Raw genomic sequence first — 19726 nt, 5'->3', positions numbered from 1 at the left:
CCTTACGGGACTACGCGGCGTACGCGGCCTAGGCGACCGCTTCGTGGAGGCGGGCCGCCTGCTTGTCCTTGAGCGGGCCGATGGCCGCCAGGGACGGCCGGTGGCCGAGGACGTCGCGGGCCACCTCGCGCACCTCGTCGGGGGTGACCGCCGAGATCTTGGACAGCATCTCGTCGACCGACATGTGCGCGCCCCAGCACAGCTCGCTCTTGCCGATGCGGTTCATCAGCGCGCCCGTGTCCTCGAGGCCGAGCACGGTGGAGCCCGCGAGCTGGCCGATGGCGCGGCCGATCTCGTCGTCCGACAGACCGTGCTCGGCGACCTGGTCCAGCTCGTCGCGGCAGATCTTCAGGACGTCGTGCACCTGGCTCGGGCGGCAGCCCGCGTACACCCCGAAGAGGCCGGTGTCGGCGAAGCCCGAGGTGTACGAGTACACGCTGTAGGCCAGGCCGCGCTTCTCGCGCACCTCCTGGAAGAGGCGCGATGACATGCCGCCGCCGAGCGCGGTGTTCAGGACGCCGAGCGCCCAGCGGCGGTCGTCGGTGCGGGCCAGGCCCGGCATGCCGAGGATGACGTGGGCCTGCTCGGTCTTGCGGTTGATGACCTCGACGCGGCCCGAGGTGCGCAGCGTGCGCGAACCCTGGCGCGGGAGCATCGGGACCGCGTCCGTGCGACCGAGGGCGCCGGCCTTCTCGAAGGCGGCGCGGACCTGGCGTACGACCTTGTTGTGGTCCACGTTGCCCGCGGCGGCGACCACCAGGTGCGTGGGGTCGTAGTGCTTCTTGTAGAAGCGGCGGATGCGGTCGGCGTTGAGGGCGTTGATCGTCTCCTCGGTGCCGAGGACCGGGCGGCCGAGGGGGGTGTCGCCGAGCATCGTGTGCGCGAACAGATCGTGCACGCAGTCGCCCGGGTCGTCCTCGGTCATCGCGATCTCTTCGAGGATGACGCCGCGCTCGGCGTCGACGTCCTCCTGGAGGATCAGGGAGCCCGTCAGCATGTCGCAGACGACGTCGATGGCGAGCGGCAGGTCCGTGTCGAGCACGCGCGCGTAGTAGCACGTGTACTCCTTCGCCGTGAAGGCGTTCATCTCGCCGCCGACCGCGTCGATCGCGGAGGAGATGTCCAGGGCGCTGCGCTTCTTGGTGCCCTTGAAGAGGAGGTGCTCCAGGTAGTGCGTGGCGCCGTTCAGCGACGGGGTCTCGTCGCGTGAGCCGACGTTCGCCCAGATGCCGAAGGTCGCCGAGCGTACGGAGGGCAGTGTCTCCGTGACGACGCGCAGGCCGCCGGGGAGGGTGGTCCTGCGCACCGTGCCGATGCCGTGCTCGCCCTTGATGAGGGTTTGGGTACGGGCGACGGCCCGCCCCTCCGAAGAGGGGCGGGCCGTCGTCGTGGTGCTACGCGACGTCACTTGTCGGTGTCGTCCTTCTGGTCGGCGGCCTGCTCGTCGCCCTCTTCGCCGTCGATGACGGGGATGAGGGAGAGCTTGCCGCGGGAGTCGATCTCGGCGATCTCGACCTGGACCTTCTGGCCGACGCCGACGACGTCCTCGACGTTCTCGACGCGCTTGCCGCCGGCGAGCTTGCGGATCTGCGAGATGTGCAGCAGACCGTCCTTGCCCGGCATGAGCGAGACGAACGCGCCGAAGGTCGTCGTCTTCACGACGGTGCCCAGGTAGCGCTCGCCGACCTCCGGCATGGTCGGGTTGGCGATGCCGTTGATCGTGGCGCGGGCGGCCTCGGCGGCCGGGCCGTCGGCGGCACCGATGTAGATCGTGCCGTCGTCCTCGATCGTGATGTCGGCGCCGGTGTCCTCCTGGATCTGGTTGATCATCTTGCCCTTGGGGCCGATGACCTCACCGATCTTGTCCACGGGGATCTTGACCGTGATGATCCGCGGGGCGTTCGGGGACATCTCGTCCGGGACGTCGATGGCCTCGTTCATGACGTCCAGGATGTGCAGACGCGCGTCACGGGCCTGCTTCAGCGCGGCGGCCAGGACCGAGGCGGGGATGCCGTCGAGCTTGGTGTCGAGCTGGAGCGCGGTCACGAACTGCTTCGTGCCGGCGACCTTGAAGTCCATGTCGCCGAAGGCGTCCTCCGCACCGAGGATGTCGGTGAGGGTGACGTAGTGCGTCTCGCCGTCGATCTCCTGGGAGATGAGACCCATGGCGATACCGGCGACGGCGGCCTTCAGCGGCACACCGGCGTTCAGCAGCGACATCGTCGAGGCGCAGACGGAGCCCATGGACGTCGAGCCGTTGGAGCCGAGGGCCTCGGACACCTGACGGATCGCGTAGGGGAACTCCTCGCGCGTCGGCAGCACCGGCACGATCGCGCGCTCGGCGAGCGCGCCGTGGCCGATCTCGCGGCGCTTCGGGGAGCCGACGCGGCCGGTCTCGCCGGTGGAGTACGGCGGGAAGTTGTAGTTGTGCATGTAGCGCTTGCGCGTCACCGGGGACAGCGTGTCGAGCTGCTGCTCCATCCGGAGCATGTTCAGCGTGGTGACACCCAGGATCTGGGTCTCGCCGCGCTCGAACAGCGCCGAGCCGTGCACGCGCGGGATGGCCTCGACCTCGGCGGCGAGGGTACGGATGTCGGTCACACCGCGACCGTCGATCCGCTTCTTCTCCTTGATGACGCGCTCACGGACCAGGGTCTTGGTCAGCGAGCGGTACGCGGCGGAGATCTCCTTCTCGCGGCCCTCGAACTGCGGGAGCAGCTTCTCGCCGGCCAGCGCCTTGACGCGGTCCAGCTCGGCCTCGCGCTCCTGCTTGCCGGCGATGGTGAGCGCCTGGGCCAGCTCGGCCTTGACCGCGGCGGTCAGGGCCTCCAGGACGTCGTCCTCGTAGTCGAGGAAGATCGGGAACTCGCCGGTGGGCTTGGCGGCCTTGGCGGCGAGGTCCGACTGGGCCTTGCACAGGAGCTTGATGAAGGGCTTCGAGGCCTCGAGACCGGCGGCCACGACCTCCTCGGTCGGCGCCTCGGCGCCGCCCTTGACGAGCTCGATGGTCTTCTCGGTGGCCTCGGCCTCGACCATCATGATCGCGACGTCGCCGTCTTCCAGGACGCGACCGGCGACGACCATGTCGAAGACGGCGTCCTCGAGCTCGGTGTGCGTCGGGAAGGCGACCCACTGGCCCTTGATGAGCGCCACGCGCGTGGCGCCGATCGGGCCCGAGAAGGGCAGGCCGGCCAGCTGCGTGGAGCAGGAGGCGGCGTTGATCGCGACCACGTCGTACAGGTGGTCGGGGTTGAGCGCCATGATCGTCTCGACGACCTGGATCTCGTTGCGCAGGCCCTTCTTGAAGGAAGGACGCAGCGGGCGGTCGATCAGGCGGCACGTGAGGATCGCGTCCTCGGACGGGCGGCCCTCGCGGCGGAAGAAGGAGCCGGGGATCTTGCCGGCCGAGTACATGCGCTCCTCGACGTCCACCGTGAGGGGGAAGAAGTCGAGCTGGTCCTTGGGCTTCTTGGACGCGGTGGTGGCCGAGAGGACCATCGTGTCGTCGTCCAGGTAGGCCACGGCGGAGCCGGCGGCCTGACGGGCCAGGCGGCCCGTCTCGAAGCGGATGGTGCGGGTACCGAACGTGCCGTTGTCGATGACGGCCTCGGCGTAGTGGGTCTCGTTCTCCACTGTTCTCCTACGTGTCTACGTTTCGTCTTCTCGCCCCTGGGCCCGTGTGGCCCGGGGGCGGCGTCCCATGCGTCCTTCGTGGACATGTGCCCTAGGGGGACGTGTGTCCCTCGTGGACATGTGTCCTACGGGAACGTGTGTCCTCGTGGACCGGGACTGTGCGGAGAAGCGCGCCGTGTGTGCGGGCCGGTCTTCGATCGAAGCACCCGGGGAATCTCCCGGGGGCCACTACCGAGGACCGGCGGCGGCGGGGTGCGCCTCTCCCTCGTGGGGTCGTACTCGGTGTTGCTCGGTGTTGCTGGGTGTTTCTCGGTGTTACTCGGTGCTACTCGGTGTCCTGGGGTTACTGGATCACCGGATCACTCCGTAATCCGTACCCACGGGAACGTCCTTGCATCACCAGACTACAAAGCGTCGGTGACACCGCGCACGTACAGCAAAGGGAGCGGCCCCCTTCGAGTGCTTCGAGTGGGAACCGCTCCCTTCACGGCGTCTTACTTGGCGCCCGCAGCGCCGCGGCGGATGCCCAGGCGCTCGACCAGGGCGCGGAAGCGCTGGATGTCCTTCTTGGCCAGGTACTGGAGCAGGCGACGACGCTGGCCGACCAGGATCAGCAGACCACGACGGGAGTGGTGGTCGTGCTTGTGGGTCTTGAGGTGCTCGGTCAGGTCAGAGATGCGGCGCGAGAGCATGGCGACCTGGACCTCGGGGGAGCCGGTGTCGCCCTCCTTCTGGCCGAACTCGGTGATGATCTGCTTCTTCGTAGCAGTGTCGAGCGACACGCGTACTCCTCGTGATGTCTTCGAGTGCCTCCGAGTGCCCCTGGTCTACATCTCAGGGGAGCTTCCGTGACTCGGGAGGCGGGGATGGGCCGTCGGGCGCGGGTCCGAATCCTGACGGATTCGGGTCCGGGTCCCTGGGGATCCGGGGTACGCATACAGACGGTCGTTACACAGGGTACCAGTCGGCTCGAGGGCGCTTACCTGCGGGCAGCCGGACGGCCGGACAGACGAAAGGATCTTCAGCTCGTCATGGCTCTGGCCTCGGCGTAGACACCGAAGACCGCAAGGGTCAGCGGGACCAGGGTCAACAGTACGAAGGTTTCGGCGATCTCCAGGAAGCGGCCCCAGAAAGGCGTCACTCCCGCGCGCGGGGCGATCAGGCCGATACCGGTGACCAGCGCCGCCGCCACGGCGATCGCGGCGACGAGCCAGACCGTACGCAGGTCGAGCGCGGCCGAGTCACCCGCCTGGGCGGCGCGTATGAGGCCCTGCGGCGGGTTCAGGCAGAGACCCACACCGAGCAGCACCAGAGCCACGAGGCCCGCGACAAGGGCCGCCGCGACCTGTGCGGCGTAACGGAAGAGCTGGGCCCGCGTCAGCATCGCGATCCCCGTGGCGAGGGCGAGGAGCTGCGCCCATGCGTCGTCGGAGAAGCCGAGAACGGCCGCGGAGCCCACGACGACCAGGGCACAGCCGCCTACAAGGCCGATCAGCAGTTCATGGCCGCGACGGGCCTGGGCGGCGATACCGTCGGCGTCGACAGGGCCCTGCGGGGCATGCTCCGGCTCGTAGGTGCCGCGACTGCCGGCCGGCGGTTCGAAACCGATGGGCAGGCGGGCGAACCGCATGGACAGCCCGGGAAGGAAGGCGAGGGCCCCTACGGCCACCGGGGCGCACAGGGCCGCCGTCTCGACCGGCGTCAGCTGCCGGAGACTGGCGAGGAACGTCGCGAGCAGGCCCACCGCCGATGCGGAGAGAAAGGCGACGAAGGGGCCATCGCCGCGCGGCGAGATCAGGGTGAGGATCGTGGCGGCGATGAGCACGGCCGTGCAGGCGAGCAGGAGCTGAAGACGACCGATGCCTTCGTCCTCGGGCAGTGGGAGCAGCCCGGAGCCCGCCACGGCGAGATTGGGCAGTGCGCCGAGCCCGAGGGCGAGTGCGGCGGCGCGGTCGTCGTAGATCCGCGCCCGCACGCCGGAGAGGGTCAGCAGCAGGAGCCCCGCGACGGCGGCGAGGATCCCGGGGAGGCCGTGCATGTCGTGGCCAGGGGCCGCGGTCCAGGCCACGAAGGCCAGGAGCGCCGAGAGGGCCGCGGCGCCGGTGAGGCCTGCGGCACGCGTCAGGTCACCGCTCCACAACACGCGGTCCCGGGTCACCGCGTTCGCGACCGCTTCGGACACGTCGTCGAAGACGGCCGGCGGCAGCGACTCCGAGAAGGGGCGCAACGTGAGCAGCTCGCCTTCGAGGATGCGCTGCGCGGCGAAGGAACGGGCGCTGTCCAGGACGGACCCGTCACGGCGTACGAGGTGGTAGCCGACCGGCGCGCCCGCGGCCGGGCCCTGCCGGGACAGTCGCAGGATCTCCGGGTACAGGTCCGCGACAGGGACGTCGTCGGGCAGGGCCACGTCGATCCGGCTGTCGGGGGCGACGATGGTGACGCGGCAGAAGCCGAATCCCGCGTTGGTCCCCGAAACCGTCCCGCGGCCGGCCTGTCCTGCTCCGCCGGCCGTCGCGGAGGCCGTCATGCTCACCTGCTGTTCCCCTCATTCGCCGGCACCGGTCCGACTGCGCCGCATGGGTCCGGTGCCGCACCGGTCCGACTGTGCCGTATGACAGGCCGCGGTACGAAGCCTATGAGCGCACCCGGCCAGATCCTCGCGCATCGGCACCCTATCGCCCGCCCGCCTTCATGGATGTCAGTAGGATCACCCGACGGTCGCCGTTCGCCCGACACGGGGCGGCGGACGGAATGCCGCGGCCCGGCAAGGGATTTGGTGCCCAGTGAGCCACATCGTCGTCAAGCGCCCACCTCGGGCTCTGCCCTCGGCAGTGCCCGGCGAGGAAGTGGTGTTGCAGCCTCCGCCCGAGCTGCCTCGGGAGCAGCAGGAGGGCGCGATGATGCAACTGCTCCCCATGCTCGGCATGGGGGGTTCCGTCGTCTTCTTCTTCATGCCGAATTCGCATCCGTTCATGAAGGTCATGGGCATGGTCATGGTCGCCTCCACGGTGGCCATGTCGGTGGCGATGCTCATCCGCTACCGCCGCGGGGCCCAGGGGCAGTTGGCGGACCTTCGGCGTGACTACCTGCGGTACCTGCAACGCACCCGTCGTGCGGCCCAGGAGACCGCGAAGGCCCAACGCGACGCCCAGTACTACCTGCACCCCTCACCCGAGCAACTCTGGGCGCTCGTCGCCGAGGGCAGCCGGGTCTGGGAACGCCGCGCCGGCGACGGGGACTTCGGGCAGGTGCGCGTCGGCCTCGGCCCGCAGGAGCTGGCCACTCCCCTCGTTCCGCCGCAGACCGCTCCGGTGGACGAGCTGGAACCGCTCACCGCGGGCGCGATGCAGCGCTTCCTCGCCGCGCACAGCACGCTCGAAGACCTGCCGATGGCCGTCTCGCTGCGGGCCTTCTACCACGTGACGGTCAGCGGGGACCCCGAGACCGCACGCGGCACGGCCCGTGCGCTCGTCGCGTCCCTCGCCTCGCTCCACTCCCCCCGGGATCTGATGATCGCCGTCGGAGCGGGCCGTTCCGCCGCGCCCGCCTGGGACTGGACCAAGTGGCTACCGCACAGCCAGCTGCCGGGTGCTGCGGACGGGGCCGGCAGCCGCCGCCTCATCACGGGTGACCCGGCGGGGCTGGAGAACATGCTCGCCCCCCGGCTCCAGGGGCGGCCGCGCTTCCACCCGGAGGGCGGTCCCCTGCCGGATGAGCCGCACATCGTCGTCGTACTCGACGGCTTGTCCCTGCCTCCGCTGTCGGCCCTCGCCTCGTCTGAGGGGCTTCAGGGGGTGACGGTCGTGGAGCTTGTCCCGGGTGAACTGGCAGAGGGGCGCGGCGGACTGTCGCTCGCGGTGCGTCCGGAGTCGATGCGGATCGAGTCGGGACACGGCCTGGTGTACGAGGGCACACCCGACGTCCTGTCCTGCGCGGCGGCGGAGGCGCTGGCCCGCCAACTCGCGCCGCTGCGCGTGCCATCCGGTGGCGACGAGGCCGAACCCCTGCTGGCCAAACTGGAGTTCACGGACCTCCTCAACCTGGGCGACGCCGATTCGGTGGACATCAGCAGGACCTGGCGTCCGCGTACCCAGGCGGAACGGTTGCGCGTCCCGATCGGTGTGGGTGAGGACGGCCGCCCCGTGATGCTCGACCTCAAGGAGGCGGCGCAGGAGGGCATGGGCCCGCATGGGCTGTGCGTCGGCGCCACCGGTTCCGGTAAGTCGGAGCTGCTGCGCACCCTCGTGCTCGGCCTCGCCGTGACGCACTCCTCCGAGACGCTGAACTTCGTACTCGCCGACTTCAAGGGTGGTGCGACCTTCGCCGGTATGGCGCAGATGCCGCATGTCGCCGCGGTCATCACCAACCTGGCGGACGACCTGACCCTGGTCGACCGCATGGGCGACTCCATTCGCGGTGAACTCAACCGCCGTCAGGAACTGCTGCGGGACGCGGGCAACTACGCGAACATCCACGACTACGAGAAGGCGCGGGCCGCGGGCGCCCCTCTCCAGTCGATCCCCTCCCTGGTCCTGGTAATCGACGAGTTCAGTGAACTGCTCACCGCCAAGCCGGATTTCATCGACATGTTCGTGCAGATCGGCCGCATCGGCCGGTCGCTGGGCGTGCATCTGCTGCTCGCCTCGCAGCGCTTGGAGGAGGGGCGGCTGCGGGGTCTTGAGACGTACCTCTCGTACCGCGTCGGGCTGCGTACCTTCTCGGCCGCCGAGTCCCGCGCGGCTCTCGGGGTGCCGGACGCCTACCACCTGCCGAACGTCCCGGGCTCGGGATATCTCTCGTTCGGCACGGACGAGATGGTGAGGTTCAAGGCGGCGTACGTCTCGGGTGTCTACCGCTCGGGTTCGGCGCAGACCACCGCTCTCGGCGGGCCGCGCCCGGTGGACCGCCGCCCGGTGCTGTTCACCTCGGCCGAGGTGCCGGTGCGGTACAGGCCCGTGACGGTGCCTGAAGCCCGCCCCGCGGATCCGGATGGGGAGACGGACGACGCGCTCGCCGACACCGTCCTCGACGTGATCGTGCGCCGCCTGGAGGCGCAGGGCCCGGCCGCGCACCAGGTCTGGCTGCCGCCGCTGGAGAGCCCGCCCTCCTTGGACGTGCTCCTTCCCGGGCTGGCGGCCGTCGAAGGGCGCGGGCTCACCCAGCCCGGCTATTCAGGGGCGGGGCGCCTCGTCGTACCGCTGGGCCTGGTCGACAAGCCGTACGAGCAGCGCCGTGAGCCGCTGTGGTGCGACTTCTCCGGAGCGGCGGGCCACATGCAGATCGTCGGCGGCCCCCAGTCCGGGAAGTCGACCCTGCTCCGCTCGCTGATGGCGTCCTTCGCCCTCACCCACACCCCCTACGAAGTGCAGCTCTACGGCCTCGACTTCGGCGGGGGCGGCATGGCGTCCGTCGCCGGGCTCCCTCATGTCGGTGGGGTCGCCTCGCGTCTGGACCCCGAGCGGGTGCGGCGCACCCTCGCCGAGGTGTACGGCCTGCTCACCCGACGTGAGGAGTGCTTCCGTACAGCGGATATCGCGTCGATCGCCGATTTCCGGGCGCGCCGGGCCCGTGGGGACATCTCAGTGACGGACCAGCCGTGGGGAGACGTCTTCCTGATCATCGACGGATGGGGCAACTTCCGTTCCGAGTACGAAGGTCTGGAGCCCGCCGTGCTCGACATCGCGGCCCGCGGCCTCGGCTACGGCGTCCATCTGATCCTCACCGCTTCACGCTCCATGGAGGTCCGCGCGAATCTCAAGGACCATTTGATGAACCGCCTCGAACTGCGGCTCGGTGACACCATGGACTCCGAGTTCGACCGCAAGGTCGCGGCCAACGTCCCCGCCGGGGTGCCCGGCCGTGGCCAGACACCGCAAAAGCAGCACTTCATGGCGGCGGTGCCCCGCATCGACGGACTCTCCTCCGACACCGACCTCGCCGACGCGACGGCCGCGCTCACCGCCGAGGTCTCCCGGCACTGGACGGCTCCCGGCGCGCCGGCGGTCCGCCTGCTGCCGCGTGAGCTGCCGGCCGAGCAGCTGCCGCCGGGCCACCTCTTCCCCGACCGGGGGGTCTCCTTCGGATGGGACGAGAACAACCTCGAACCCGTCTTCGTGGACTTCGAGCAGGACCCGTTCTTCCTCATCCTCGGCGAGAGCGAGTCAGGCAAGTCCAACCTGCTCAAGCTGCTCATCAAGCGGTTGACGGAGCGCTACAGCGGCGACGCCTGCAAGCTCTTCGTCGTCGACAACCGACGGTCACTGCTCGATGCGGCCCCGGCCTCGCACCTCGCCGAGTACATCCCGATGTCCAACGCCATGGATCACCACATGGCGGCGCTGGCCGACCTGATCAAGCGGCGCACCCCGCCCGCCGACGTGACCGCGCGCCAACTGCGCGAGCGCAGCTGGTGGCAGGGCCCGACCGTGTACGTGATCGTCGACGACTACGACCTGGTCTCCACCTCCAGCGGCAATCCGCTGGGCGCCCTCACCGAACTGCTCCCCTTCGCGCGTGACGTGGGCGTCCGCTTCATCGTCGCCCGGTCGACCGCGGGCGCGGGGCGGGCGTCGTACGAGCCGTTCATGCAGCGGATGAAGGAGCTGGGCGCGCAGGGGGTGGTCCTGGCGGGCGACCCGGACGAGGGCGACCTTCTGGGCGGTGTGCGGCCGCGGCCCATGCCGACCGGGCGGGGCATCTTCGTGTCGCGGAGGAGGGGCAAGCCGATGGTGCAGACGGGCTTGGTGACCGCGGAGACCGGAGAGAACTGAGAGCAGCGGAGGAGCACCCCAAGTAGGGTGGTCACACAGCTCTTTCGTACGTTGTGAAGGGACCCCTCCGCCATGACCGACGCACCCGACACCGAGGCGCAGGACAAGGCTCGTAAGGAACGCGAGAAGGAGGAGCTGTACGCCCTCGACATCTCCGGCGTCGAGTGGCGCAGCGCTCCCGGCACCGAGCAGCACGAGGAGCGGGTCGAGATCGCGGATCTGCCCGGGGGCGCGGTGGCGATGCGGTCGTCCCTGGAGCCGGAGACGGTGCTGCGGTACACGGAGGCGGAGTGGCGGGCTTTCGTGCTGGGGGCGCGGGACGGGGAGTTCGACCTGGAGCCGTCCGTGCGTAATGGCGGGGTGGCGGCGGAGTAGAGACTCTGGAGGCGGTCTGGGTGGGCGCGTCCTGGGCGTGCCCCGGGTCCCTGGGTGGGCACCTTCCGTGCGTGCCCACCCCTGTGCGTCGCTGCTACTACGCCCTCGGACTCACTGGAAGTAGCTGGCGCCCTTGAGGTCGCCGCCGCGGTAGTCGCCGCCGGCCTGGCCGACCTTCTGGCCGATTTCGACGAGGGCGCGGTGAATGGCCTCGACGTGCCTGTCCCATTCCTTCTGCTTCACGGTGTACGCCGTGTGGGCTTCGCCCTCCCAGCCCTCGGCCACCTTGGCCACGGCTCGCTTGATGTCGGCGAGGTCGGCTTCGAGCTGCTTGGCCTGGATGCCGAGTTCAGTGGTGATGGCGTCAAGGCCGCCGTATTTGACGGCGAGTTCATCAAGGTGAACGTTTGCCATGCTTGCCCCGTTTCCTAGGTGTGATGCGTTGGGTGCTCTGCGCTCAGTACTCGGTGCTCAGTGCTCGGTGCTCAGTAGCCGCTGATGGCCGAGTGCTTACCGCCGTACTGGACGTCGATGCTGTTCATCGTCGACTGGACCTGGTCCTCAAGACCGTCCACGAGCTTCTCGTTGCCGCTGATGCCTTCGAGGAAGTCCACCAGGAGGTTGCCGATCGCCCGCATGTGCTCGTTGATCTCGGTCTGCTTCTTGTCGAAGGCGTGCGCTCCGATGCCCCGCCAGTTGGCCTCCATCGTGTCGAGCGTGCCCTGGAGGCGCTTGAGCTGCTTCTGGACCGAGTCGTACTTGCCCACGATCTCTTTCTTCAGAAGCGCCACTTGCTGGTTGTTCAACTTCTGGCCGTCAGCCACGGCTGGGCTCCCTTCGCGAACCTTCGTTGTGATGTGTGGGTTGGTTCCGTGCCGAGTTCGGGCTGTATGGGGTGGGACTGTGCCGTGCCGGGTTCAGGCTCCGCGCCGCGCGCGCACCGCGGCGTAGGCCCCGCCGCCGAGCAGGGCGACGGCGGCGAGGCCGCCGCCGATGAGCCACATCTGGGAGGAGCTGCCGCCGTCCGCGTCCGTGGACTTCGCCACTGCGGCTTTTTCGTCTTGGTCGTCATCTGGAGCGCCCTTGTGCGGGGACGCTGAAGACGCGGCGGGTGCGGAGGCGGAAGGAGAGGCTCCGTCGTCGCCGCTGTTTCCGGCGGACACGGTCTTCTTGTTCGTGATCGGATCGATGTCCGCGGGGCCGGGCTTGCCCTCCCCCTTGACGACGTGGCGGGCGGGCCGGATCAGCCCGTACCCGAGATAGTCACTGGGCTCATCCTTCGGCCAGTCCCGACCGGCGGTGTCGATGAGGACACGGAGGACCTGGTTGGCGGTCCAGTCCGGGTGCTTGGACCAGACGAGGGCGGCGGAGGCGGAGGCGATGGCGGTGGCGGAGCTGGTGCCACCGCCGCCTTCTTCGCAGTAGGAGCGGAAGGTGGCGTCGCACCAGTGCGGGATGTCGAGGCCGGGAGCAGCGAGATCAACGTAGACGCCGAATTCGGAGAACTTCGCCACCTTGCCGGACTCATCGGCTGCGGAGACCCCGGTCACTCCGGGATACGCGGCGGGATAGTCGATGGAGTCCTTCTTCTCCGCCTCATTCCCCACGCTGGCGAACATGAGCTTCCCCTTGGAAGCGGCGTACTTCACCGCCGCCTTCTCCTCCGGGTACATGAAGTCGCTACCAAAGGACATATTGATGATGCGAGCGTCGCTGTCCGCAGCGGCACGGATGGCTTCCGCGCTGTCACTTTCCCGTTTGCCGCCGAGGGTGGTTCGGAAAGAGATGACCTCCGCTCCAGGTGCCAGCCCCTTGAGCCCTCCGTTTCGGCCGGAACCTACGATCAGCTCCGCCATGCTCGTTCCGTGGCTGTCATAGTCATCCAGCGACCCACCTCGCCTGCCCGTTGCATCCTTTCCAGGCAGCACGCGGCCTTTGAGGGACGGTGTCATCGAAACGCCAGAGTCGACGACAGCGACCTTGATCCCTTCACCAGTGCTCGCCTCCCACAGGGCACCTGCGCTCATCGCCTCCAGATACCACTGCTTCGACTCGACGTCGTCAGCAGACGCTCCCGGAGCCGGTCCGACGGACAGGAGTGCCAGAACACCGATTACCGAGCCAACGGTGGCGACCCGGCCACAAGCTCGCCTCGCGGACGACGCACGCCGCGTACCGTATCGGCGGAATCCTGCCTTCATGCCTTGCCCGTCCTCGCTCGTTTAGTTGACCACTGGCGGCACGGGACGCGGCCCAGAGGGTGCCTGCGTCTGTTCGTCCTCGCCCAACAAGTCCGACCGCTGCGCGATCTCTTCCTCTTCTTCTTCAGAGCGCCGCGAGTCAGTCGTGGAGCCGCGCACAAGACCAGTCCCACCAGTGGTGAATCCGCCCCTGCGCCCTGTGTTCGTAACCGTGAGCCCCTTCGGGGCGCCGACGACACCACCAGGGTTGACGGTCGCCGGACGCGGCGTCTGCCGACTCCCACCCTCCTGCGGCCGTACTCCCACCACCCCTCGCTGGTCGACACCGAAGCCTTGTGCTGGAGTGCGTGGCTTCTGGGCATTCATGTCCGGTCCTCGCGGCGCTCTGGAGCTGGGAGAGTTCGGGACGGGGCCCTGAAGCGGACGCCCTCCGACTACCCCCTGGGACCGCACCGCACCAGTGGGGGCCGGGCCACCCTGGGAAGGTCTCGGTGCTCCCAGCGGCCGTGGCGTTCCGCCAGCCACACTGCGCCCCCCGGGTGGCTGCCCGGGTCCTGCCGGACCACCGACGCTCCGTCCCGGAGGCTGCTGCCGTCCGTTCGGCCCAGCCGGTCCCAGCGGGCCTTGACCGCGGCTTCCTCCTTGGCCCGCGGGGCCGTCCCAGCCTGTTCGCCCCTGCGGAGGCGTTGGGTTCTTCGGCAGTCCCGGGGGCCCGGAGATGCGCGGCGTGGGGGCATTGAGTACCGGGTTGTAACGGTTCCTCCCCAACAGGGGAACGGGCGTCACGTCGTGGGCCACGGGGCCCCCGGACGAAGGCTGGCTTGTAGGAGCCGGACCAGTGGTGAGCGGGGGCAACGTGTCGACGCTGTCAATCTCCGTGCCAACGGAACGAACAGGGGAGGTGGTGGGGGCCTGCCCGTGCTCGCGTGGCGGCACGAAAGCATCTCGATCGGAAGAGCCGGTGGGCGCGATCTCGGCCAAGGGCTGGAGCGGTGACCGAGGCTCGGCGGGTGCCGTGGTGGATTTTGTGTTGGGTTCCCCGCCGCCGGGCAAGCTCCGAGTGCGTTCCGGCCTCGGCACTCCCACTTTTGGCATGGCCGAAAAGACGGGCGGCTCCTGCCTGGCCATTCCCTCCTGGGAGACCAGGTAGAACGACGCCAGCCGGTTCATCTGGTTGATGGCTTCTTGGCGGTGCTTCTCCGCCTTGACCGCGGCGGCGTACTCCTCGTTCCCCTCAACCCTCTTCGGAGAGGGGATGTCCTTCACGGTCTTCGGGTCAGCGCGATTGTCGCGGGGTGGCATGGAGGCTCGCACGGACGCCAATCCCGCGCCCGCCGAGGCCATGTGCACACCCGCGGCGTCAGCGAAGTCGGAGAGTTTGTGCGTGTCCTTGACGAGGTTCTTGCCCCACTTACGGAAGGCCTGGCCCGCTTCGCCCTCCCAGTCGACCCTGTCGATGTGCTGACCGAGTTCCTCGGCTGCTGCGGCGATTGCGCCCCGTGCCTTGAGCAGCGCCTCGCCGGCACTCTCCAGGTCGCCCGGTTTCGCCTGCTCGACCAAGTCGATCATGTCGTTCAGTCGGTGTCCTTCGAAGCCCACTAGGACCACCCGGCGTCGGTCTTGTCACTGCCGTGGCCGCTCTGCTCGTCCGGCCTGCCGCCGCGCTCACGCCCGGCGGGCACCTGCTCGCGGTCAACCCTGGTCTGGATCGCCCAGAAGCGCTGCCGCAGGTCGTCTTCGAGGTTGTCGAAGCCGACATCGGCGCCATGCACGGCGATCCCTATTGCCTCGATCTGGTCACCGAGCATCTTCGAGAGCGAGGTCAGCCTTTCGTGTACCTGGTCGTACTGCGCGTACAACCCATCGGCCTCCGGAAAGGCGCTGCCCGTGCCGCTGAACGAGGCGCGGGAGACGTTCTGCTTCCCGACCTTGGACGAACTGCCGGCAGAGCCCTCGAACTCCGTAAGAAGCGTGTCTATGCGCCGCCGAAACGTCTTCAACGCTTCCAGCCCGCGCTTGACATCAGCGCCTGATGACGGCGCGGTACCCCCGTGCCCGTCCGTAGGAAGCACTAGGCCTACCCTCCCCGTTACCCGCCTGCCCGACCTTCTTAAGCGCGGTGGCCGGTGGTCACATGTGCACCAGCGTCACTCTAGTCACACGCTGCGCGACGGCCAACTAAGCCTTTTGCCCGCATAGTTACGAACCAGCCATGGCCGGTCCTCGTACCGCTACGAATACGCGATCCGTTCCCGCCGCTTGCCCCATGCAGCTCCGGTGCGCCTGCCGCAGCATGCACAATGCCACCACCGGGCCCACGAGGCGACGCACTCGCTACTCAACTCGTCTGAGTACTCCTACTCAGTCAACCAGCCCGCAACTGTCGCTACGCTCACGAGCGTTCAGGTATCGCACTGGGGCCGACCGCCAGGACGCGCCAACTGCACACGGAACACACTAAGGAGGAGGCCACGCATGGCGTGGGATGAGTGGGAGCAGCTCAAAGCCGACGCAGCCGAGCGGCAGTCCACACAGATGCAGCTCAACCAGAGCCCGGCCGATCAGGGTGGTTCCAATGGCGGAGGTAACGGAGGTGCCGGAACCCTCAGGCACACGGATAAGCCTTGGACGCGCGCCGCGCAGACGGCCAAGGACCTCAGGACCAGCATGGGGCAGGCAAAGACGGACCTCCATGCAGGTCATGTCGGAGCTGCTGGCGCTGCCGAGGGACTGGCAAGCGCGAAGGCGCTGAAGGCCGTCCTCACCTCTTGGGAGAAGCGACTGACTGCGGTTAAGACCGAATGTGATTCCCTTGAGCCCAAACTTCGACAGGTCGCCGTGGATATGGGGGAGCTCGACGCCAAGGTGGGTGCCAAGGGAGACGCGATCCAACTGCCTGACCCGAGAAGGGAAAGGTGAACGCCGTGCTGACCTGGCAGCAGTTGCGCGATCTCAAGCTGGCCGAGCTGAATGAGGCCGGCGACGGGTGGGGGGCGGTGTCCGATCGCGCCGACTCCGACCGGGTGCGCGTTGAAGCGGAGATGACGGGCGCGCTCACGAAGACACAGGAGAGCGAATCCGCGCGATCCGCTGTCCGCCGCCTCAAGCGCCTTGGACGCAACTACGAGTATATCCAGACCGAGTGCGGGCTGATCCGCTCAACGGTGAACGGGCTCTCTCACGAGTTGAATGCTCCACAACGGCGCCTCAAGGAGGCACTGGACGATGCCGCCGCACTGTCGTACACCGTGCATGGGGACGGAAGCATCACCTACCCCGCCGGTGGTGAGCAGGGAACGACCGGCAAGAAGGTTCCCGGGGGCACCGTCATCGGGAACAACGGCATGCTTGCCCCCGGGAACACGGGCTTGTTCCCGCCTGGCAACAACGGCCTGTATCAACCCGGTCTCGGGCCCGGTGCCCCTAAGCTCCTCAGCCCCAACCCTCACCAGGCAAAGGCCCAGGATATCGCCGACCGCATCTCGCGCGCCGTTCGAGAAGCGCGGGAGATCGATGCGCGTTTCAGTAGGTCGCTGCTCAAGCTCAAGGCGGAGCCGGGTCTGAAAGTCGACGCGGGCACGTGGGCAGATGCGGCCAAGGACGCGGAAGCGGTACGCGGTGTCGCGTACGAGTACCTCAAAGAGCACATTCCCCAGGATAAATCCCCAGCTGAGCGAAAGGCCTGGTGGGAGGGCCTGACCAAGGATCAACGAGCGGAGTACCTCGCAGTTTATCCGGATGTGATCGGCAACTTAGATGGGATTCCAGCCACGGTCCGGGACGAGGCTAACCGAAACAACTTGAATCTGCTCATCGGCGAGATGGAAGGGCGCGGCGACGAGAAGGCAAAAACTCAGCTCGCAGGGCTTCAGGAGATCGATCGAAAACTGGCAGAAAATGAAAGACTGCGCCTGAAGGACCCCAAGGAACCGCCCATGCTTCTCCTCGGAATCGGCGGAGAGGGGGGAGGTAGGGCCATCGTTGCCTATGGCAACCCCGACACGTCGAGGAATGTCTCTGCTTATGTGCCAGGGCTCGGTACCGCACTGGACAAGGACTTCGTGAACAACGACGTCGCCAGACGGGCCCATGACACAGCCGTGGGAGCGCGCGAGATCGATCCTTCCAGTGCGGCGATCGTCTGGCTCGGATATGACGCGCCTCAGATCGGCCCGGACTCCGACAGTCTGCTGGGCAACCTGGCCGTCATGCAGGACGATGACGCCAAGCAGGGAGCGGCCGCCTACAACAGCTTCATGAGCGGCCTTGATGCCACCAACCGGCACGACGATCCGCACCTCACGGCCATTGGTCACTCCTACGGTTCCCGCACAGTCGGAGCGGCAGCCCAGATGGATGGCGGCATCCCATCCGCGGACGACATCCTTTTCGTCGGCAGCCCCGGTGTGGGTGTGGACAGGGCGGAGGATCTCGGCGTCGGCAAGGGTCACGTCTACGTCGGCGCCGCGGACAACGACCCGGTCACCCATCTCCCATCAAAGCAGGAAGCCTGGGCCGGAGCCGCGGGAATCCTCGCCGGTCCCCCCGCCGCATACCTGATGGGTGACATGGCCGACCGGGGAGACGACGACATCTGGTTCGGAAGAGACCCCGCCAGCGAATCTTTCGGGGCCACACGCTTCAAGGTCGATGATGGGCCGATCCCCGTCATTGGCGGCGAAGGCCCGATTGACGCCCACTCGAATTACTTCGACCCCGCAGAGGTGAGGAACGGCGGCGACCCCGAGTCCGCGGCAAACATCGCAGCCGTGGTCGCCGGCCGTCCTGATCTCTTGATCCCGGAGCAACATCGATGAAGTTCCGCCTGCTCGTCACAGCCTTCGCGACCTTGGTCTTGGCCGGCTGCACCATGACAGACAACGCGACAGACACCAAAAGCAGGAGCAAAGAGAACCGTATGAACATGCAGGAGGCCGCGGACCACGCGGATGGCATCCTCGACGCGACGCTAAAAGCCATCAAGCCACCCGTCAAGTGGGGACGCAGTGCGTCACGCAGCGCCGGTTGCACCGACTTCAAGAACGACGGAACAGGAAAGGGCGACGTAAAGCAGAGCCGTTACGTCTTGACGAAGATCTCTGCCGAACGTCGCGGCAGCTTCATGGGTGTGGTGGAACGGCATTGGAAGAGGAGTGGCTATAAAATCACGTCGGTTCGCGACAGCAAGGACATGCCAGCCATCTTCGCGTCAACTCCCGATGGCTATGCTCTCGCTCTGAAGATCGGCTACAAGGGGCAAGCGTTCTTGGATGTCACGTCCCCCTGCGTGAATGAAGCCAAGGTCAGTGATCCCCCCATGGACACTCTTGACCCGGATGATCCCGCCTCCAAGGGCCTCCCTTATCTCCACTCCGACTTCTGGTCAGCAACCACCCCCGCCCCCCGCAAGGGAAGCGACTAAGTTCGATCATCGGGTCGAAGACTCTGGGGCGGCGCGGCGCGGCGCTGGGCGGCCCGTGTCACGTGGCCCGCCGGCGGCGCCTGCGCCGTGCGTCTCGCACGGCCACTCCCGTTCCGCCAAGTCCCGCGACCAGCACCGCCGCCGCGACAACCACATACGTGGCCATACGCGCCGTGCGCTCCTGTGAGGTCTCACCCATGTGCAGTTCAGCGGGGGTTGGAGCTTCCGCTCGGGTGAGGCCCTCTGCGGGGGTAGGCGTCTCGATCGGGTGGGCGTCTTCCGTCAGAGCGCGGACCGGGTCCACGACGCCCCAGCCGACCAGGCGGTCATGGTCGGACACGGAGCGTTCCGCGGTCTGTTTGATCTGGGCGGTGATCTGACGTGCTGTCCAGTCCTTGTGCTTGGCCTTGATGAGCGCCGCCACCCCAGCAACGTACGGGGCGGCGAAACTGGTTCCGTTGTCCGGGCAATGACCGCCGCCGGGAACGGTGGAGATCATGTCCACGCCGGGCGCCGCCACGCCCACGAACTCGCCGGACTGGGAGAAGGGGGCGCGTTCGTTGTTGCGGTCCGAGGCCGCCACGGCCAACACGCCATCGTAGGAAGCGGGATACGTCTTCTTGACGTCGCCGCCGAGGCCGTCGTTGCCTACCGAGGCGACGATCACCCGTTGCCGTCCGAGCGCCCTGTTCACCGCCTCCTCGAGCTGCGGTGCGGGCTTCACCGCGTCGGCCGTGTCCTGGGAAATGTTGATGACGTCCGCGCCCGCGTCAACGGCGTAGTCGATGGCTTCCGCGAGGGTCCGCGCGGTGCCGTGGCCCTCCGCGTCATTCTGTTGGATGGGAATGATCGTCGCTTTGGGAGCGAGGCCCACGAAGCCCGTGCCCTTGGCGGGGCGTGCCGCGATGATGCCCGCGACCCGCGTGCCGTGACCGACCAGGTCCGTCGTGCCGTTCGCTTTGCCGCGTTCGACCTTCTTCCCGTCGGCGTCCTTAGCCGGGAGGTAGTTGCGGCCCCGTGAGGCATCCACCGCGCGCGCCAGCTGCGGGTTCTTGACGTCCACTCCTGTATCGATCACCGCGACGCGTACTCCTTCTCCTCTGGACTGGTGCCACAGCTCGTCCAGTAGGACACGTTGCAGCGCCCACGGGCGGCCGGAGTACTTCTTGGCCGGAAACGTGCATTGGCCCGCGGCCCCGGGTTCGGCGGCCACGGGAGTGATCAAGGCCGCCGTGAAGAGCAGTGCGACGGCTGCCGTGGCGGCGCTTCTGGTGGCCCCAGGGGCCCGCGTGCGTACGTACGTCATGGCCGGCTTCCCCTACGGA

Annotated in this window: 15 protein-coding genes; 6 read left to right on the top strand and 9 right to left on the bottom strand. The window is 68.0% G+C overall.

All coding sequences use genetic code 11. From position 1 onward, the window contains the following. Positions 1-28 precede the first annotated feature (28 nt). From CP975_RS26385 to eccD, 4 genes are all read right to left on the bottom strand, one after another. On the bottom strand, positions 29-1408 hold the full coding sequence (locus CP975_RS26385) for a M16 family metallopeptidase (RefSeq protein ID WP_055531436.1): 1380 nt from the start codon (positions 1406-1408) through the stop codon (positions 29-31). Further along, positions 1405-3633: a polyribonucleotide nucleotidyltransferase gene (locus CP975_RS26380; protein ID WP_055531438.1), complete on the bottom strand. Its 2229-nt coding sequence runs from the start codon at positions 3631-3633 to the stop codon at positions 1405-1407. The genes CP975_RS26385 and CP975_RS26380 overlap by 4 nt, the downstream gene beginning before the upstream one ends. 494 nt (positions 3634-4127) lie before the next feature. Then, on the bottom strand, positions 4128-4415 hold the full coding sequence (gene rpsO / locus CP975_RS26375) for a 30S ribosomal protein S15 (protein ID WP_030784357.1): 288 nt from the start codon (positions 4413-4415) through the stop codon (positions 4128-4130). Between the two features lie 239 nt (positions 4416-4654). Continuing rightward, positions 4655-6160, bottom strand: a complete 1506-nt coding sequence (gene eccD / locus CP975_RS26370) for a type VII secretion integral membrane protein EccD (protein ID WP_150477976.1) — start codon at positions 6158-6160, stop codon at positions 4655-4657. 256 nt (positions 6161-6416) lie between these two features. Between eccD and eccCa the strand changes: the two genes are divergently transcribed. Continuing rightward, the gene (gene eccCa / locus CP975_RS26365) at positions 6417-10403 is read left to right on the top strand and encodes a type VII secretion protein EccCa (RefSeq protein ID WP_150477409.1); all 3987 of its coding nucleotides are present in this window, start codon (positions 6417-6419) and stop codon (positions 10401-10403) included. 72 nt (positions 10404-10475) lie between these two features. Continuing rightward, entirely contained in the window at positions 10476-10778 is a 303-nt protein-coding gene (locus CP975_RS26360) for a DUF397 domain-containing protein (RefSeq protein WP_055531442.1), read from the top strand. Between the two features lie 111 nt (positions 10779-10889). Here the strand turns inward: CP975_RS26360 and CP975_RS26355 are convergent, their stop codons facing one another. The 3 genes from CP975_RS26355 to CP975_RS26345 form a co-directional block, all read right to left on the bottom strand. Then, positions 10890-11192 carry a WXG100 family type VII secretion target gene (locus tag CP975_RS26355; protein WP_055531444.1) on the bottom strand — a complete coding sequence of 101 codons (303 nt, stop codon included), beginning with the start codon at positions 11190-11192 and terminating at the stop codon, positions 10890-10892. 71 nt (positions 11193-11263) lie between these two features. Then, the gene (locus CP975_RS26350; protein WP_055531446.1) at positions 11264-11602 is read right to left on the bottom strand and encodes a WXG100 family type VII secretion target; all 339 of its coding nucleotides are present in this window, start codon (positions 11600-11602) and stop codon (positions 11264-11266) included. Between the two features lie 93 nt (positions 11603-11695). Next, positions 11696-12805 carry a S8 family serine peptidase gene (locus tag CP975_RS26345; protein ID WP_249924302.1) on the bottom strand — a complete coding sequence of 370 codons (1110 nt, stop codon included), beginning with the start codon at positions 12803-12805 and terminating at the stop codon, positions 11696-11698. A gap of 1632 nt (positions 12806-14437) precedes the next feature. On the opposite strand from CP975_RS26345, the gene CP975_RS35130 reads away from it, so the two are divergent. Continuing rightward, positions 14438-14581, top strand: a complete 144-nt coding sequence (locus CP975_RS35130) for a hypothetical protein (RefSeq protein ID WP_167532734.1) — start codon at positions 14438-14440, stop codon at positions 14579-14581. Here the strand turns inward: CP975_RS35130 and CP975_RS26335 are convergent. Then, positions 14578-14979, bottom strand: a complete 402-nt coding sequence (locus tag CP975_RS26335) for a hypothetical protein (RefSeq protein ID WP_246201634.1) — start codon at positions 14977-14979, stop codon at positions 14578-14580. The two genes, CP975_RS35130 and CP975_RS26335, sit on opposite strands and share 4 nt — an antisense overlap. A 475-nt stretch (positions 14980-15454) precedes the next feature. Between CP975_RS26335 and CP975_RS26330 the strand changes: the two genes are divergently transcribed. From CP975_RS26330 to CP975_RS26320, 3 genes are read left to right on the top strand one after another with little or no spacing between them, the layout of a single operon-like run. After that, positions 15455-15898 carry a hypothetical protein gene (locus CP975_RS26330; RefSeq protein WP_055531452.1) on the top strand — a complete coding sequence of 148 codons (444 nt, stop codon included), beginning with the start codon at positions 15455-15457 and terminating at the stop codon, positions 15896-15898. Further along, positions 15895-17796 carry an alpha/beta hydrolase gene (locus tag CP975_RS26325; RefSeq protein ID WP_055531454.1) on the top strand — a complete coding sequence of 634 codons (1902 nt, stop codon included), beginning with the start codon at positions 15895-15897 and terminating at the stop codon, positions 17794-17796. The genes CP975_RS26330 and CP975_RS26325 overlap by 4 nt, the downstream gene beginning before the upstream one ends. Continuing rightward, on the top strand, positions 17793-18401 hold the full coding sequence (locus CP975_RS26320) for a hypothetical protein (RefSeq protein WP_070321226.1): 609 nt from the start codon (positions 17793-17795) through the stop codon (positions 18399-18401). Before CP975_RS26325 ends, CP975_RS26320 begins: the two co-directional genes overlap by 4 nt. 58 nt (positions 18402-18459) lie before the next feature. Here the strand turns inward: CP975_RS26320 and mycP are convergent, their stop codons facing one another. Further along, on the bottom strand, positions 18460-19707 hold the full coding sequence (gene mycP, locus CP975_RS26315) for a type VII secretion-associated serine protease mycosin (protein ID WP_055531462.1): 1248 nt from the start codon (positions 19705-19707) through the stop codon (positions 18460-18462). Between the last annotated feature and the right edge of the window lie 19 nt (positions 19708-19726).

This window comes from Streptomyces alboniger, from assembly GCF_008704395.1.
GTDB classification, from domain to species: domain Bacteria; phylum Actinomycetota; class Actinomycetes; order Streptomycetales; family Streptomycetaceae; genus Streptomyces; species Streptomyces alboniger.
The sequence above is the reverse complement of the archived record's forward strand: the minus strand, read 5'-3'. Positions and strand labels throughout refer to the sequence as shown.

What these genes read in the sequence shown, in the direction of transcription:
- CP975_RS26330 (WP_055531452.1), top strand. Translation starts at nt 15,455, where the DNA reads ATGGCGTGGGATGAGTGGGAGCAGCTCAAAGCCGACGCAGCCGAGCGG.
- CP975_RS26320 (WP_070321226.1), top strand. Translation starts at nt 17,793, where the DNA reads ATGAAGTTCCGCCTGCTCGTCACAGCCTTCGCGACCTTGGTCTTGGCC.
- eccD (WP_150477976.1), bottom strand. Translation starts at nt 6,160, where the DNA reads ATGACGGCCTCCGCGACGGCCGGCGGAGCAGGACAGGCCGGCCGCGGG.
- CP975_RS26360 (WP_055531442.1), top strand. Translation starts at nt 10,476, where the DNA reads ATGACCGACGCACCCGACACCGAGGCGCAGGACAAGGCTCGTAAGGAA.
- mycP (WP_055531462.1), bottom strand. Translation starts at nt 19,707, where the DNA reads ATGACGTACGTACGCACGCGGGCCCCTGGGGCCACCAGAAGCGCCGCC.
- CP975_RS26355 (WP_055531444.1), bottom strand. Translation starts at nt 11,192, where the DNA reads ATGGCAAACGTTCACCTTGATGAACTCGCCGTCAAATACGGCGGCCTT.
- CP975_RS26345 (WP_249924302.1), bottom strand. Translation starts at nt 12,805, where the DNA reads ATGAGCGCAGGTGCCCTGTGGGAGGCGAGCACTGGTGAAGGGATCAAG.